Origin of the sequence: Streptomyces sp. CBMA291 (assembly GCF_014596525.1) — a bacterium.
Taxonomy (GTDB): domain Bacteria; phylum Actinomycetota; class Actinomycetes; order Streptomycetales; family Streptomycetaceae; genus Streptomyces.
Map to the genome: position 1 here is coordinate 52026 of NZ_MSJP01000114.1, position 16039 is coordinate 68064.

Sequence of the window (16039 nt, forward strand, 5' to 3'; positions counted from 1 at the left end):
GGAAAGAGTGAATGGACACGGGGGCTCGTAGCCCCCGCCATTCCCCCTCGTTACAGGTGTGCGGTCCGCGGCTGGGACCGCATTGCCAACTAGGAGGAATAATGATCAAGAAGGTCGTCGCTGCTGCGGCTGCCACGGGCGGTCTCGTTCTCGCGGGTGCGGGCATGGCCGTTGCCGACGCGGGCGCGCAGGGTGCCGCCGTCGGTTCCCCCGGTGTCCTCTCGGGCAACGTCGTCCAGGTGCCGATCCACATCCCGGTGAACGCGTGCGGAAACACGGTCTCCGTGATCGGCCTGCTGAACCCCGCCTTCGGCAACACCTGCGTCAACGCCTGACGTTGCGCCCCGCCCGTGAGGGCATGAGCCGGTCCGGCCTCGGAGTGCGTGCCATGCACTCCGGGGCCGGTGGTCATTTCCGCCCCGGGTCACCCGCCCGGTGGCACTCTTTCGAAGCCGAGCAGGCAGGAAAACAGCTATGCGACAGGTCACGCGCAAGGGTCTCGTCACCGTTGCGGCAGCCGGAGGCGTTCTCGCGGTGATCGGCGGTGGTTACGCGCACGCCGATTCCGGTGCGCGTGGCGCGGCCGTGAATTCCCCGGGCGTCGCCTCCGGAAATTCCGTCCAGGTCCCGGTGCACGTACCGGTGAATGCCTGCGGAAACACCGTCAATGTCATCGGACTGCTCAATCCGGCGATGGGCAACACCTGCGCCAACGTCTCCGCCCCCGGAAATCCGGGCGGCGGTTCCTCCGCCGAGGGGCACGCGGGCGACTCGCCCGGAGTCGCCTCCGGCAACACCGTCCAGGTCCCGGTCGACGTCCCGGTGAACGCGTGCGGCAACAGCGTCTCGGGCGCCGGGCTCCTCAATCCGGCCTTCGGCAACACCTGCGCCAACGGCACCGAGCCGACGCGACCCGGAAACCCAGGCAATCCTGGCAACCCCGGAAACCCGGAGACTCCGGTGAACCCCGGCAACCCCGGCAATCCGGGGACGCCCGAGACCCCCGGTCACCCCGGCACCCCGGGCAAGCCCGGCACTCCGGAGCACCCGGACGAGCCGAACACCCCCGCCGCGCAGGGCGGCACCCCGTCGAACGCCTTCGAGGAGCTGGCCGAGACCGGTTCCGGCCCGCTCGGCGTGATCCTCCCCGTCGGCGCCGGTCTGCTGCTCGCGGGCTCGCTGATCTACCGCCGCACCCGCCGCGCCGCCTGACCTCCCGGAACCCCCGGAGGAGCCGCCCGGCACGCCACGCGCAGGGGCCCCGCACACCGCGGGGCCCCTTCTCGTCGGCTCACCAGGTCGCGCGGACCTGGCGGATGATCCGCCGCTTCAGTCGCACCCTGCGGCTTCCGTCCCGGTGCAGGCTCAGGCGGTCCAACTCCCAGTGCCCGTACTCGGCGTGGTCGGTCAGCAGCCGCGCCGCCTCCTTGCGGGAGACACCACGGGGCACGTACACATCGACAAATTCGTATTCCGGCATCGCATCTATTGTGCGGGCACCGGCCCGGTACGGATAGCGTCTGTCCCATGTCTGATGCTGCGCAGCCCACCGCTGCCGAGGTACGCGCCGCCGCCGAGGCGGTCAAAGCCGCACTGGACCGTCACCTCGCGGCGGTCGAACGCCGCACGGGAGACGACGACACGGCCGTCTACGAAGCCTTCAACGCCCTCGCCACGGCGGCCGAGGCGTACGACGAACTCCTCTACGACCGCTACGACGAGGTCACTCCCTTCGAGATCCCCGGAGCCGACGGCACCCTGCCGCCGTACGCCGGACCTGACGAACCTCATGCCCTCAGCCTGCTGATCCGCCGCGACTACGCGGTGGCGGAACCCAGACGGCTCCTCGCCCAGGCCCGTCGCGTCGCGGGCGTCGACGGCCCGGCCGACGCCACCGGGCCGGGCGCCAGGGCGGGCGTCTCCCCGCTCGCCGCGCTCGGCGTGCTCTTCGGCGAGTACGAACCCGACGAGATCGCCTCGCGGCACAAGGAGTTCGGCCTGGAGGAAGGCGACTCCACGCTCTGGGTCACCGCCGCCGAGGAACTCCCCGAACCGGGGGAGTGGCTCGACGCCCCCTTCGAGCACGTCGACCCGGAGCGGATCGTCTGCCGCTTCGACGTCAGCGCCGTCTTCGACGAGGAAGACGACGAGGACGAGGGCGACGACGGGGACGAGCGTGACGAGGGCGGCGACGAGGACGAGGGGGGCGAGGACGACGGTGCCACCGCCACCGTCGCCGGAGACGACGGTGCGGGCCATGGCGTCGAAGACCACGACGGCGTGGGCGGCGAAGGGGCCGACCGCGCCGGAGCGGTGGGCGCCTGACCGACCGTACGGGCAGCCCGTGCGGACCGATGATCGTACGGGCACTCGTACGACCCGTGTGAAGCGAGCAGCGGCGGCCGGGAAGGCACCGGACGACCGAGGGATACGGCGGAGGGCCGGGGCACCGATCAGGGTGTCCCGGCCCTCCGCGGTTCCCGGCCCTCGCGGCTTCTCGCGCCGCCTCCTTCTACTCCTCCGGCACGGCGAGCAGCGCCTCAAGGAGCGGTCGCAGTCGGGTCGTACGCTCCGGGGCGACCCCCTCGGCCACCGCGCGGGGCAGTGCCTGCTCCACGCCGTGCACCACCGACAGATGGCGCTCCGCCCGGCCGAAGGCCGTGTACACCCACGCCCGGCTCAGGCCCCCGGCGGCGTCCCCGGGCAGCACCACGACCACGGCCGGCCAGCGCGCCCCGGCCGCCTGGTGCGCCGTGAGCGCCCAGCCGTGCCGCAGCGCCGGCTCTACCCGCTCCCGGGGCACCAGCAGCGCCTCGTCCCCGCAGCGCAGCCGCAGCCCCTGCGCGTCGGCTCCCAGCACCGTGCCCGTGACCGTCCTGCCCGGCACCGGGGCGTACGCCACCCGGTCCCCCGGGTCGTAGCCGCCGAAGCGGCCGGGACCGGGGTTGAGCCGCTGCTTCAGGGCCGCGTTCAGCGCGCGCGTACCGGCCGAGCCGCCGTGGCCGACCGTGATCACCTGGGTCTGCTCCGCCGGTACCCCGATCGCCCGGGGCACCGAGTCGGCCACCAGTTGGACCGTACGGTGCACGGCCTCGCCCGCGTCCCGCACCGGGACGATGACGATCTCCTTGCCGGGCGCCTCGACCTGGTTCAGCTCGCCCGCGCCGACGCCCGAGACCAGCTCGCCGAGCGGCCCGGGGTCGGGCAGCCGCGAGGCGATCCGGGGGCACACCCGGGCCGCCAGGAGATCGGCGAAGACCCGGCCCGCGCCGGGCGCCCCGAGCACCTCGGGGTCGCCGCTCAGGACCAGACGGCAGCCGTCGGGCAGGGACTCCACGAGCAGTGCGGCGCTCTCCACGTCTAGCTGCGGGGCGTCCAGGACCACGAGGAGGTCCAGGGCGAGGGCCCCGTCCTCGTCCCTGCCGGGGCCCGCCGTGCCGGAGAGCAGCGCGGCGACCGTCACGGCTTCCGGGCCCGCGCCGCCGTCGGCGTGGACGGCGACCAGGGCGCGCAGCCCGCGCGCGCGGGCCTCCGCCGCGAGGGCGGCCGGTTCGGTGCGGGCCGCCTCGCCGCCGGTGTGCAGGACCAGGCCGCTCGCCCCGGCGGCCCGTGCCAGCTCGGAGCCGTCCCAGGGGGCTGCCGTCGCGGTCCGTACGAGCCGGGCGAGGCCCTCCGCGAGGCTCTCCTCCGCCAGCGCGTACCGGTCGAGGCCGAGCAGCGCGGGCGCCTCGGGGACGGGAGCGGTCGGCTCCGCGTCCTCCTCGTCCGCCGCCTCGGGGTCCTCCTCCTGCGGGGTCTCCTCCTGGAAGAGGAGGACGGCGCCCGCCGACACGGCCTCCTCGACCGCCGCATCGGGGTCGGAGATCCGCTGCCCGGCGAGTCCGGCCCGCACGGTCCGGTCCTCCAGCGCGGTGTGTCCCTGGAGCGCGGCCCGTTCCAGGAGCCATACGGTCAGGGCGACGGCCCGGCGCGGGTCGTCGGGCCCGCAGTCGGGGCCGAGCAGTGCCCGTGCGAAGCCGTCGGCCTGCTCCGGGCGCACTCCGGGCACGGCGAGCAGCTGCCAGGGGTCGTCGAACAGCGCGGCGGCGGCGTTCTCGCCCAGTGTCTCGGCGACCGGACCCGCCAGGGCCTCGGGGGCGCCGCCCTTGGCCAGGACCTCCCGGACGGCCTCCGTGGTGCCGGGCGCGGGTGCGGGTGCGGACGGGTGCGGGAGAGCGGGCGGGCGGACGGCCGTGGCGGTCGCGGGCTCGGCGGAGGGGCGCGTGGGCGTCGGCTCGGGGGACTCGTAGAAGGTGCCGCCCGAGGCCTTGCCGCCCTCGACGGCCCGTACGGCGGCGAGGAGGTCGGCCGCCGTGCCGCTCAGCTTGGTGCCGCTCGCGACGGTCCCGTCCTTGCCGGCCTTCCGCGCCTCGATCCTGGCCCGCAGCTCCCGCTGCGCGGCCAACTCGGCCTGCGCTTCGTTCGTCTCACCCGCACTTTCGGGCTGCGCACCGACGGTCTCGCCGGCCTCGCCTCCGACGGCATCGACGGCATCGACGGCCTCGCCTCCGGCGGCGTCGTCCGCGTCGCCGGAGACGTCTCCGGCCGCGTCGCCCGCGTCGCTGGAGACGCCTTCGTCCGCGTCGTCGGGCCCGTCCTCGCCGCCCGTGTCACCGGACCCGCCTCCGGCGGCGGCGCCCGGCCCGTCCCCGGCCTCCGAGGGCACGGCCTCGGCCCCGGGCTGCGCCTCCCCAGAGTCCCCCCGCAGGCGCTCGACGGCCTCGGTCTCGACGGCCTCAGGTTCGGCGGCCTCGGGTTCGACGGTGTCAGGCGTTACGGTTCCGGCGGCCTCGGGTTCGGCGACCTCGGGCTCCACGGTGTCGGCTTCCACGGCCTCGGGCTCCACGGTGTCAGGCGTTACGGTTCCGGCGGCCTCGGGCTCCACGGCCTCCGGCTCCACGGCCTCGGGTTCGGCGGGCTCAAGGGGAGCGGTCTCCCCGGTCTCGGGGACCTCGGGGGCGTCGGCCCCGGCCTCGGGGGCCCCGGGCACCCCTTCCTCGGGCTCCACGGTCTCCACGGCCTCGGGCGTGGTCTTCCCGGAAGGCTCGGTCACAAGGTGCTCCAGTCGTGATCCGGATAGCGGTGCACGGGCGCCGACACATCGTCCAGCGCCCGACAGATCTCGTCAGGAAGACTAAGGGTCTCCACCGACAAAGCGGACGCGAGCTGCCGTGCCGTGCGGGCGCCGACGATCGGGGCGGTCACCCCGGGGCGGTCGCGGACCCAGGCCAGCGCCACCTGGAGCGGGGTCGTCGCGAGCCCGTCGGCGGCGGTCGCGACGGCGTCCACGATCCGGCTCGCCGCGTCGTCCAGGTACGGCTCCACGAACGGCGCCATCGTCTCCGAAGCGCCCCGCGAGTCCGAAGGGGTCCCGCTCCGGTACTTGCCGGTGAGCACTCCCCGGCCGAGCGGCGAGGACGGCAGCAGACCTATCCCGAGGTCCCGCGCGGCGGGCAGCACCTCGCGCTCCACGCCCCGCTGGAGCAGCGAGTACTCCAGCTGCGTCCCGGCGAGCCGGGTCCGGTCGCCGCCGAGCTGCCAGGTGCCCGCCTTGGCGAGCTGCCAGCCGCAGAAGTTGGCCACGCCCGCGTACCGCGCCCGTCCGCTGCGTACCGCGATGTCGAGGGCCTGGAGCGACTCCTCCAGGGGCGTGTGCGGGTCGAAGGCGTGCAGCTGCCACAGGTCGACGTGGTCGGTGCCGAGCCGGTCGAGGGAGGCGTCGAGCGCGGCGAGCAGATGCCCCCGGGAGCCGTCCGTACGCCGGTCGGGGTCCGGCACGCTGCCCGCCTTGGTGGAAAGGACCAGGTCGTGCCGGGACACGAGGCGGCCCATCAGGCGCCCGAGCACGTATTCGGCCTCGCCCCCGCCGTACACGTCGGCGGTGTCCACGAGCGTGCCGCCCGCGTCCCAGAACGCCTTCAACTGCTCGGCGGCGTCGTGCTCGTCGGTGTCCCGGCCCCAGGTGAGGGTGCCGAGTCCGATGCGCGACACACGCAGGCCGGTCCGTCCGAGATGCCTCTGCTCCATGGGCGCGAGATTACTGGCCGGGGCAGCACGCGGAGGGAGCCTGTGGACAACCGTCCCCTGACGCGGACCCCGACCGCGCGCTAGAGTCCGGCCCACAGGGACGTTACCGATGGGTAAGGGGTGCGTGTACATGCGGCTCGGCATCAACCTCGGCTACTGGGGCGCGGGCATGGACGGCGACAACCTCGCCGTCGCCCAGGAAGCGGACCGGCTCGGCTTCGACGTCTGCTGGGCCGCGGAGGCGTACGGCTCCGACGCCCCCACCGTCCTCGCCTGGGTCGCGGCGAGGACCGAGCGGATCGACGTCGGTTCGGCGATCATGCAGATCCCGGCCCGGCAGCCCGCCATGACGGCGATGACGGCGGCCACCCTGGACTCGCTCAGCGGCGGCCGATTCCGACTGGGCCTCGGCGTCTCGGGGCCGCAGGTCTCCGAGGGCTGGTACGGCGTGAAGTTCGACAAGCCGCTGGCCAGGACCCGGGAGTACGTCGAGATCGTCCGCAAGGCGATGTCCCGCGAGCGTCTGACCCATGACGGCGAGCACTGGACGCTTCCGCTGCCCGGCGGTCCCGGCAAGCCCATCAAGCTGACCGTGCACCCGGAGCGCGAGCACATCCCGCTCTACATCGCGGCCATCGGTCCGAAGAACCTGGAGCAGACCGGCGAGATCGCCGACGGAGCCCTGCTGATCTTCCCCTCGGCGGCCCATCTGGAGGAGACCGCGCTGCGACCGCTGCGCGCGGGCCGGGCGAAGGCCGGTCTGACGATGGACGGCTTCGACGTCTGCCCGACCGTGCCGCTGGCCCTCGGCGACGACGTCGACGCCCTCGCCGACGTGTTCCGCCCGTACACGGCGCTGTACGTCGGCGGCATGGGCAGCCGCAAGCAGAACTTCTACAACCAGCTGGCCGGGCGCATGGGGTACGAGAAGGAGGCGGCCGAGATCCAGGACAAGTACCTGGCCGGGGACAAGGCGGGCGCCGCCGCGGCCGTGCCCCGCAGCCTGATCGACCAGACCGCCCTGCTGGGCCCGGTCGAGCGGATCGCGGAGCGGATGACGGCCTACGCCGAGGCCGGGGTCACCACCCTCACCCTCGCCCCGGCAGGCTTCACCCTCGACGAGCGGCTGACGGCGCTGCGAGCGGGCGTGACGGCCCTGGAACGCGCGGGCCTCGGGTAGACGAGTGCGTGGCCGCCCGGACCTCGCGTGACCCCGCCGTCAGGGGCGGGCGTACGCACCGGGGGAGAGGGCCACGGCCGTGGTGGGGGCTCGGGGGGTCTTCCCCGCCACGGCCGTCACGCAGCACAACGCTCCACGACGCCCCCGGTTACGCCCCCGGGCCTCACTCTTTCGGCAGAGCCCGTCAAGCCCTCCTGTTGCCCGCCGTCGCCGACCGCATTTGACTCGTTCTCCCGGGACGTACGGAAACGCGGACGTCCGCACGGAGGTGGCGGCGATGCTCACGGCCAAGGGCCTGTTCCAGGAAATCATCGACAACGACGAATCGTTCCGGCTCTTCTGCTCGATCGCGGCGAGCGGCGAGTCCCAGGGCGGCTGGGAGAACGGCCGGATAGCGGCCCTGGTCGCCCCCGGCATGAAGGAACTCACCCCCAAGATCACCCGCCATGGCGCCGACGAGGACAAGCACGGCCGGATCTTCCGCGCCCTGATGCGCAGACGCGGTCTCGAACCCGCCGCCGTCCCCCCGGACACCGACTACACGATGCTCCTCGAACGGCGCGGGATCGGGCTCGCGCACGACAAGCTGCGCCGGGACGAGCGGCTGAGCGAACAGGACGTGATCGTCTACCTCGCCCACAGCCGGGTCACCGAGCAGCGCGCCGCCGACCAGATGGACATGCTCGTCACGTACTTCGGCGACCACCCGGAACTGGGCAAGGCGATCCACCAGATCGACCACGACGAGGCGAACCACCTCGCCTACTGCCACGAGGAACTGCTCCGCCTCGCGCGCGCGGGCCACGGACGCCTCATCCAGCGGACCCTGCGCGAGTCCGCCCTCGTCGAGATCCGGGTCTACCGGGACGTCAGCCTGGCCGTGATGCGTCACATGGGCCGCATCCTGGGCTGGTCCCGCCCCAAGGCGGCCGTCCTCACGGCCGGGATCCACACCCTGTACGCGTACGAGCGGGCCGCGGGCTGGCACCGTATGGTCGGCCTGCGGATGCCCGAACGGCTCGACGCCCTCGGCGGTCCCGCGACCCCCGTGCCCGCCTTCTGAGACCCGCCGCCGTCACGGAAACGCCGCGGGCCCCTACAGCCAGCCGCGCCGCTTGAACATCCGGTACAGGGTGATCACGATGCCCGCCATCACACAGATCACCGCCGGGTACGACCACACCCAGTGCAGCTCCGGCATGTGGTCGAAGTTCATGCCGTAGATGCCCGCGACCATCGTCGGCACCGCCGCCATCGCCGCCCATGCCGAGATCTTCCGCATGTCGTCGTTCTGCCGCACCCCCATCTGCGCCAGATGGGCCGACAGGACGTCCGAAAGCAGCCGGTCGAGCCCTTCCACCTGCTCGTTGGAGCGCAGCAGATGGTCGTTGACGTCCCGGAAGAAGGGCTGCGCTCCCGCGTTCACGAACGGCACCGAACCGGCCGTCAGCCGGGCCATCGGACCGGCCAGCGGCCCCGCTGCCCGCCGGAACTCAAGGACCTGCCGCTTCGCCGTGTAGATCCGCTCCGCCGTATTGGCCGGATTGCCTCCGGACGGCTCGAAGACATCGGTCTCCAGCTCCTCCAGGTCCACCTGGAGTTCCCCCGCCACCTCCAGATAGTGGTCCACGACCGCGTCGCTCACCACGTAGAGGACCGCCGTCGGGCCGTGCTTCAGGACCTCGGGATCGGCCTCAAGGCGTCGACGGACCTGTGTCAGCGGCGCGCCCTCGCCGTGCCGGACGGTCACCACGAAGGAATCGCCCATGAACAGCATCAACTCGCCGGAGCTGACCCGGTCGCTCTCCGGCTCGTACACGACCGGCTTGAGCACCGCGAACAGCGAGTCGTCGTAGACCTCGAGCTTGGGCCGCTGATGGGCCTTGAGCGCGTCCTCGACGGCCAGCGGATGCAGGGCGAACTCCGTGGCGACGTGGTCGAACTCCTCCTTCGTGGGCTCGTGGAGCCCCACCCAGAGGAAGGCGTCCCCGGTGGCCCGTGCCTCCGCCAGCGCGTCGGAGAGATCGACGGGGCTGTCCATGCGGCGCCCGTCGCGGTAGATGGCAGAGTCCACGATCACGCGCCGCATTCTCCCCCGAATGGCCCGTCCACGCACGCGTACCCCCTCCCGTGCCCTTCCACGCACCCGCCCTCCCGGTCCTTCCGCTCCGTCCACGCACGCGTACGCCCGGCCCGTCCACGCACGCGTACGCCCGTACCCCGTCCGCCCGCCGGGGGCACTCGGGCCGTTTGCCCGCACCCCCTAGGCTGGCGGCCATGGCCACGCTGATCCTCGTCCGGCACGGACGCTCCACCGCCAACACCTCCGGGCTCCTCGCCGGGCGCACCCCCGGGGTCGCGCTCGACGAGCGAGGGGCCGCCCAGGCCGCCGCGCTCCCCGGGCGCCTCGCGGAGGTCCCGCTCGCCGCCGTCGTCTCCAGCCCCCTCCAACGCTGCCGGGAGACCGTCCGGCCGCTCCTCGACGCCCGCCCCGACCTGCCGCTGCACGTCGAGGACCGGATCAGCGAGTGCGACTACGGCGACTGGTCGGGCCGCAAGCTGGCCGAACTCAACGACGAACCCCTGATGGAGGTCGTCCAGGCGCACGCCTCCGCCGCCGCCTTCCCCGGCGGCGAGTCCATGCGCGCGATGCAGGCCAGGGCCGTCGACGCCGTGTACGACTGGAACGCGCGGATCGACGCCGAGCACGGCGAGGACGCCTGCTACCTGATGTGCTCGCACGGCGACATCGTGAAGTCGATCGTGGCGGAGGCCCTCGGCCTGCACCTCGACCTCTTCCAGCGGATCCACGTCGACCCCTGCTCGGTCACCGTGATCCGCTGGACCCGCACCCGGCCCTTCCTGATCCGCCTCGGCGACACCGGGGATTTCGCCGGATTCGCTCCCCGCGAGCACCCCGAGGGCAACGGGAAGGCGACCGTCGGAGGCGGTGCGGGCGCACCGTGATCCCTTCGCGCAGTAGGGTGGACGCGCCGTTGTAGTACGACCGTCGAGACGCAAGGGAGCGGGAGCGTGTCCCGTCAGGTGTACCTCTACGACCCACCGGAGCGTTTCGTGGCCGGTACGGTCGGATTGCCTGGCCGCCGTACGTTCTTCCTCCAGGCGTCGGCCGGTGGCCGGGTCACCAGCGTCGCCCTGGAGAAGACGCAGGTGGCCGCGCTCGCCGAGCGCATGGACGAACTCCTCGACGAGGTCGTGCGCCGCACCGGGGGCAACGCCCCGGTGCCGGCCGTCGCCTCCGCGGAGGTCGCCGACACCGCCCCCCTCGACGTGCCCGTCGAGGAGGAGTTCCGGGTCGGCACCATGGCCCTGGCCTGGGACGGCGACGAACAGCGCATGATCGTGGAGGCGCAGGCGCTCGTCGAACTCGACGTGGACTCCGAGGAGGACCTCGCCGAGGCCGAGGAGCGGCTGCTCCAGGACGAGGAGAACGGCCCGCCGATGCTCCGCGTCCGCCTCAGCGGCGCCCAGGCGCGGGCCTTCGCCAAGCGGGCCCTCGACGTGGTCAACGCGGGCCGCCCGCCGTGCCCGCTGTGCAGCCTGCCGCTCGACCCCGAAGGCCATGTCTGCCCCCGCCAGAACGGATACCGTCGCGGAGCATGAGCAGCAGCCCCCCGACGCCGCCGGACGCCGAACTGCTCGCCCGCGGTGAGCTGACCGTGCGCGGCCGGGTCCGCGAGGCGTCCAACGCCGTCCTGTACTGCTCCGTCGCCTACGAGGGCCGGGAAGCGGCCTGCGTCTACAAACCGGTCGCGGGGGAGCGCCCGCTGTGGGACTTCCCCGACGGCACCCTCGCCCAGCGCGAGGTCGCCGCGTACGAGATATCCGAGGCCACCGGCTGGGGCCTGGTCCCGCCGACCGTGCTCCGTGACGGCCCCTACGGCGAGGGCATGGTCCAGCTGTGGATCGAGGCCGACCCGGAGGCGCGGCTGCTCGCCCTCACCGAGGACGACGAACCGGGCGAGGGCTGGAAGGCCGTCGGACCCGCCCAGATCGACGAGGAGCGCACCGCGCTCCTCGTCCACGCAGACACCCCGGAGCTGCGCAGGCTCGCCGTCCTCGACGCCGTCATCAACAACGGCGACCGCAAGGGCGGGCATCTGCTGCCCGCCCCGGACGGGCACCTTTACGGCATCGACCACGGGGTCACCTTCCACGTCGACGACAAGCTCCGCACCCTGCTGTGGGGCTGGGCGGGCGAGGAACTGCCCGAGGAGGCGACCGGGGTCCTGGACGGGCTCGACCGGGACCTGACGCCCGGCGCGCCGCTCGCCACCCGCCTGGCGGAACTGCTGACGACTGTCGAGGTGGCGGCGGTACGCGCGCGCGTGGGCGCCCTGCGGTCCACCGGGCGCCATCCGGAGCCCTCGGGACAGTGGCCGTCGATCCCCTGGCCACCGGTCTGAGCCGACCGACGATTTCCGGCCAAACAGCCGGAGGGCGCTCGGAACCCTCGGGGGTATGCACGTACGCCTCCGACCCGCAAGAGTGCCTCATTGGTCAAGATCGCCCATCCGGTTCGTATCCGGAACACCTGTCCGGTTACGCTCGGGTCATGCATGCCTGGCCCGCTTCTGAGGTCCCCGCCCTTCCCGGCAAGGGCCGCGACCTCCGGATCCACGACACCTCGACCGGCGGACGAGTGACTCTCGTCCCCGGCCCCGTCGCCCGTCTCTACGTCTGCGGCATCACGCCGTACGACGCGACCCACATGGGTCACGCGGCGACCTACAACGCGTTCGACCTCGTTCAGCGCGTGTGGCTCGACACCAAGCGGCAGGTGCACTACGTCCAGAACGTCACCGATGTCGACGACCCGCTCCTGGAGCGCGCGATCCGCGACGGTGTCGACTGGGTGGGCCTCGCCGAGCGCGAGACCGCCCTCTTCCGCGAGGACATGACGGCCCTGCGGATGCTGCCCCCGAAGCACTACATCGGGGCGGTCGAGGCCATACCCGGCATCGTGCCGCTCGTCGAGCGCCTGCGTGACTCCGGTGCCGCCTACGAGCTGGAAGGCGACATCTACTTCTCCGTCGACGCCGACCCGCACTTCGGTCAGGTCTCGCACTACACCACCGAGCTGATGCGCCACCTCTCCGCCGAGCGCGGCGGCGACCCGGAGCGCCCCGGCAAGAAGAACCCGCTCGACCCGATGCTCTGGATGGCCGCCCGCGAGGGCGAGCCGAGCTGGGACGGCGGCAGCCTCGGCGCCGGACGCCCCGGCTGGCACATCGAGTGCGTCGCCATCGCCCTCGACCACCTCGGCATGGGCTTCGACGTACAGGGCGGCGGCTCCGACCTGATCTTCCCGCACCACGAGATGGGCGCCTCCCACGCCCAGGCCCTCACCGGCGAGTTCCCCATGGCCAAGGCGTACGTCCACGCCGGCATGGTCGGCCTCGACGGCGAGAAGATGTCCAAGTCCCGGGGCAACCTGGTCTTCGTCTCCCGGCTCCGGCAGGACGGCGTCGACCCGGCCGCCATCCGGCTCGCGCTCCTTTCCCACCACTACCGCGCCGACTGGGAGTGGACCGACGGGATCCTCCAGGACGCGGTGGAGCGGCTCGGCCGCTGGCGCGCCGCCGTGTCCCGCCCCGACGGCCCGTCCGCCGACGCGCTCGTCGAGGAGCTGCGCGAGGCCCTCTCCGACGACCTCGACACCCCGACCGCGCTCCTCGCGGTCGACCGCTGGGCCGCGCTCCAGGAGGCCGAGGGCGGCACGGACGAGTCCGCCCCCGGCCTCGTCTCCCGCGCGGTCGACGCGCTCCTCGGCGTCGCCCTGTAAACAGGCGGGGGCTTCGGCCCCGCCCGCACCCGCCCACGCGAAGGCCCCCGGACTCCTCACGGAGCCCGGGGGCCTTCGTCTTCCGCCCTGCGACCAGACCCGGGGCGGCTAGACCCCGGAACCGGAGTCGGCTCCGGAACCGGAACCGGAGCCCGATCCCGAGCCTGAACCGGAGCCCGATCCCGAGCCCGATTCCGGGCCGGAGTCCGATTCCGGGCCCGAGTCGGCTCCGGGGTCGGTCCCGGGGTCGGTCCCGGTCTCCGAGTCGGCTCCGGGGGCGGCCCCGGCCCCGGAGCGGGTCCCGGTCCCTGAGTCGGTCCCGGACCCGGTCCCGGAACCGGCACCAGTCCCGGCCTCGGCCTCGGCCTCGGCGTCGAGCCCCGTTCCGGAAGCGTTCCCGGCCTCGGAAGCGTTCCCGGCATCAGCATCGGCTCCGGCGGACCCCGTGTCCCCGTCCGGCGGTACGTCGTCGGAACCGTCCGGCTCCTCCTCGGCCCGCTTCCCGGAGGTCTCCGCAGAGCCCTCGGCCGTACCACCCGAGCCCTGGACCGCGTCCCCAGCGCCCTCGTCCGCGTTCCCCGACCCACCGGCCGAGCTTCCCGCACCCTCCGCACCCGGCACGGCCTCCGCGTCGGGTACGGCCTCCGTACCCGACTCAGCCTCCGTACCCGGCGCGCCCTCCGTATCGGGCTGAGCCTCCGCGTCAGACCGGGTCTCCGCGTCCGGCTGTGTCTCCGGGCCGGGCTGTTCCGGCTTCGGGGGGCGGGTGCGGCCGCCGCTCGTCTCGCGGAGGAAGGCCGTGTCACCGCCTTCCGTGGCCAGACCGGGGCCCGGCCCCGTGCCCGGCTCGCGTCGCCGCAGATACCGCTCGAACTCCCGGGCGATGGCCTCGCCCGAGGCCTCCGGCAGCTCCGCCGTGTCCCGGGCCTCCTCCAGGGTCTGCACGTACTCGGCGACCTCGCTGTCCTCGGCGGCCAGCTGGTCCACGCCGAGCTGCCACGCCCGCGCGTCCTCGGGCAGCTCGCCCAGCGGGATGCGCAGCCCGATCAGGTCCTCAAGGCGGTTGAGGAGGGCCAGGGTGGCCTTCGGGTTCGGCGGCTGCGACACGTAGTGCGGCACCGCCGCCCAGAGGCTGACCGCCGGGACGCCCGCGTGGGTGCACGCCTCCTGGAGGATGCCGACGATGCCCGTCGGTCCCTCGTACCGGGTCTCCTCCAGGTCCATCGTCCGCGCCAGGTCCGGATCGGAGGTCACCCCGCTGACCGGCACCGGCCGGGTGTGCGGGGTGTCCCCGAGCAGCGCGCCCAGGATGACGACCATCTCCACGCCCAGCTCGTGCGCGAAGGCGAGGATTTCGTTGCAGAAGGAACGCCAGCGCATCGACGGCTCGATGCCGCGGACGAGGACCAGGTCGCGGGGTTTGTCGCCGCCGACCCGGATCACGGAGAGCCGGGTCGTCGGCCAGGTGATCTTCCGTACGCCGTTCTCCAGGAAGACCGTCGGCCGGTTGACCTGGAAGTCGTAGTAGTCCTCGGCGTCGAGCGCCGCGAACACCTCGCCCTTCCATTCCCGGTCCAGGTGGGCGACCGCGGTGGAGGCGGCGTCGCCGGCGTCGTTCCAGCCTTCGAACGCGGCCACCATGACCGGGTCGACCAGCTCGGGTACCCCCTCGAGCTCGATCACCCAGCGCCTCCTTCTCGAAGTTCCTGTCGTAACGGAGCAACCTTACGGCTTTCCGAAGGCCCGCCCGCAGTCCCCGGACACCTCCGAAAACCCGTGCGGCCTTGATCGACTACCCAGGAACCCGACTTCGCACACGGCGCGGTCACTCCTCCCAGAGCGTGCTGGGCGCCTCCCTCCGGATCACGGGTGCGATCTCCTCGGCGAACCGCTGGAGCGTCTCGGTCTGCTCGGCCGTGGACTGGCCGAAGTTGTCGACGCTGACGGACTGGAGGTCGTGCCGGTAGAAGCGGTGGTAGCCGAGGATCTTGTCGATGATCTGCTGCGGCGAACCGATCAGCTGCGGGCCGTCCGCGATGGCCTCCTCGATCGTGCGGAACGGGGTGTTGTACCCGGCCCTGCCCTCCAGATGCGGCCGGAAACTCTGCCGGACCTTCGCCTCGTACAGCTCCTTGTAGCGGCTGACGGCCTGCTCGGCGGTGTCCGCGATGAGCAGCCCCCCGGAACCGGCCGCCACGCGCGCGTGGGCCGGGTCGTGCCCGTACTCCTCGAACTTCTCCCGGTAGTGGGCGATGAGCTTCGCGTACGCCTCACGGGGCTGGACGGCGTTGGCGGTGAACAGCGGGTCGCCGTGCTTCGCCGCGAGGTCGGGGGAGTTGAGGCTGGTGGCCGAGCCGTGCCAGATCCGGGGCGGACCGGCGTACGGGCGCGGGACCGTGGTCACGTTCTTCAGGGCGGGCCGGAACTCGCCCGCCCAGTCGACGCCCTCCTCCGTCCAGAGCCGGCGCAGCAGCTCGTACTTCTCCTTCTGGAGGTCCCACTGCCGTTCCTCGTCGAGCCCGAAGAGGTCGAAGTGCCCGGCCTCCGCGCCCTTGCCGACGACGAGGTCGATCCGGCCCCGGGAGAGCTGGTCCAGGGTCGCGTAGTCCTCGGCGACCCGCACCGGATCGAGGATCGCCACCACGGTGACCCCGGTGAGGAGCCTGATGCGGGTGGTGCGGGCGGCGAGCGCGCCGAGCAGGACGGTCGGCGCGGACGAGAGGTACGGGCCCGCGTGCCGCTCGCCGACCGCGTACGCGTCGAAGCCGAGCCGTTCGGCGGTCTCGCCCAGGGCGACGACCTGTTCGAGGCGGTCGGCGGGGGAGAGGATGTCGCCGGTCAGCGGGTGCGGGTAGTGGGGGACGATCGTGAGCACCTGAAACTTCATGGCTCCCACTCTGCGCGCCGACTGTTGCGGCCGTATGGACGGCGTGTGGCACGCCGAGGGGGCGGCCCCCGGCAGGGGAACCGCCCCCGGGCACGAGGGA

Annotated in this window: 14 protein-coding genes and 1 pseudogene; 9 read left to right on the forward strand and 6 right to left on the reverse strand. The window is 73.0% G+C overall.

Features of this window, described 5'->3' with window-relative positions:
• Positions 1–101 precede the first annotated feature (101 nt).
• Together chpH and BU197_RS31390 are read left to right on the forward strand one after the other, a co-directional pair.
• Positions 102–335: a chaplin ChpH gene (gene chpH / locus BU197_RS28530; protein ID WP_188271213.1), complete on the forward strand. Its 234-nt coding sequence runs from the start codon at positions 102–104 to the stop codon at positions 333–335.
• Positions 336–474: 139 nt separating this feature from the next.
• On the forward strand, positions 475–1212 hold the full coding sequence (locus BU197_RS31390) for a chaplin (protein WP_188271214.1): 738 nt from the start codon (positions 475–477) through the stop codon (positions 1210–1212).
• Positions 1213–1291: 79 nt separating this feature from the next.
• Here the strand turns inward: BU197_RS31390 and BU197_RS28540 are convergent, their stop codons facing one another.
• The gene (locus BU197_RS28540; RefSeq protein WP_030692832.1) at positions 1292–1480 is read right to left on the reverse strand and encodes a DUF5703 family protein; all 189 of its coding nucleotides are present in this window, start codon (positions 1478–1480) and stop codon (positions 1292–1294) included.
• A 47-nt stretch (positions 1481–1527) separates the two neighbouring features.
• Between BU197_RS28540 and BU197_RS28545 the strand changes: the two genes are divergently transcribed.
• Positions 1528–2325, forward strand: a complete 798-nt coding sequence (locus BU197_RS28545) for a hypothetical protein (protein ID WP_223182875.1) — start codon at positions 1528–1530, stop codon at positions 2323–2325.
• A 187-nt stretch (positions 2326–2512) separates the two neighbouring features.
• Here the strand turns inward: BU197_RS28545 and BU197_RS28550 are convergent, their stop codons facing one another.
• Positions 2513–4885, reverse strand: coding sequence for a helix-hairpin-helix domain-containing protein (locus BU197_RS28550; RefSeq protein ID WP_411158550.1), 2373 nt, complete (start codon positions 4883–4885; stop codon positions 2513–2515).
• Positions 4886–5088: 203 nt separating this feature from the next.
• Positions 5089–6066, reverse strand: a complete 978-nt coding sequence (locus BU197_RS28555) for an aldo/keto reductase (RefSeq protein WP_188271215.1) — start codon at positions 6064–6066, stop codon at positions 5089–5091.
• A 130-nt stretch (positions 6067–6196) separates the two neighbouring features.
• On the opposite strand from BU197_RS28555, the gene BU197_RS28560 reads away from it, so the two are divergent.
• Together BU197_RS28560 and BU197_RS28565 are read left to right on the forward strand one after the other, a co-directional pair.
• Positions 6197–7246, forward strand: a complete 1050-nt coding sequence (locus BU197_RS28560) for an LLM class F420-dependent oxidoreductase (protein WP_188271216.1) — start codon at positions 6197–6199, stop codon at positions 7244–7246.
• Between the two features lie 277 nt (positions 7247–7523).
• On the forward strand, positions 7524–8309 hold the full coding sequence (locus tag BU197_RS28565) for a ferritin-like domain-containing protein (RefSeq protein WP_188271217.1): 786 nt from the start codon (positions 7524–7526) through the stop codon (positions 8307–8309).
• A 33-nt stretch (positions 8310–8342) separates the two neighbouring features.
• Here the strand turns inward: BU197_RS28565 and corA are convergent, their stop codons facing one another.
• The gene (corA, locus tag BU197_RS28570) at positions 8343–9335 is read right to left on the reverse strand and encodes a magnesium/cobalt transporter CorA (RefSeq protein ID WP_188271218.1); all 993 of its coding nucleotides are present in this window, start codon (positions 9333–9335) and stop codon (positions 8343–8345) included.
• Positions 9336–9523: 188 nt separating this feature from the next.
• Here corA and BU197_RS28575 point away from each other — a divergent pair, with 188 nt between their 5' ends.
• From BU197_RS28575 to mshC, 4 genes are all read left to right on the forward strand, one after another.
• Positions 9524–10213 carry a histidine phosphatase family protein gene (locus tag BU197_RS28575; RefSeq protein WP_188271219.1) on the forward strand — a complete coding sequence of 230 codons (690 nt, stop codon included), beginning with the start codon at positions 9524–9526 and terminating at the stop codon, positions 10211–10213.
• A 66-nt stretch (positions 10214–10279) separates the two neighbouring features.
• Entirely contained in the window at positions 10280–10870 is a 591-nt protein-coding gene (locus BU197_RS28580) for a DUF3090 domain-containing protein (RefSeq protein ID WP_188271220.1), read from the forward strand.
• On the forward strand, positions 10867–11673 hold the full coding sequence (locus BU197_RS28585; protein WP_188271221.1) for an SCO1664 family protein: 807 nt from the start codon (positions 10867–10869) through the stop codon (positions 11671–11673). Before BU197_RS28580 ends, BU197_RS28585 begins: the two co-directional genes overlap by 4 nt.
• A gap of 149 nt (positions 11674–11822) precedes the next feature.
• Positions 11823–13052 (forward strand): cysteine--1-D-myo-inosityl 2-amino-2-deoxy-alpha-D-glucopyranoside ligase, encoded by a 1230-nt coding sequence (gene mshC, locus BU197_RS28590; protein ID WP_188271222.1) that lies wholly within the window; start codon positions 11823–11825, stop codon positions 13050–13052.
• Positions 13053–13766: 714 nt separating this feature from the next.
• Here the strand turns inward: mshC and BU197_RS28595 are convergent.
• Positions 13767–14735, reverse strand: a pseudogene (locus BU197_RS28595) (PAC2 family protein); the annotation flags it as partial.
• 142 nt (positions 14736–14877) lie between these two features.
• Complete coding sequence (locus BU197_RS28600; protein WP_188271223.1) at positions 14878–15939, reverse strand: LLM class flavin-dependent oxidoreductase; 1062 nt, start codon at positions 15937–15939, stop codon at positions 14878–14880.
• Positions 15940–16039: the final 100 nt, after the last annotated feature.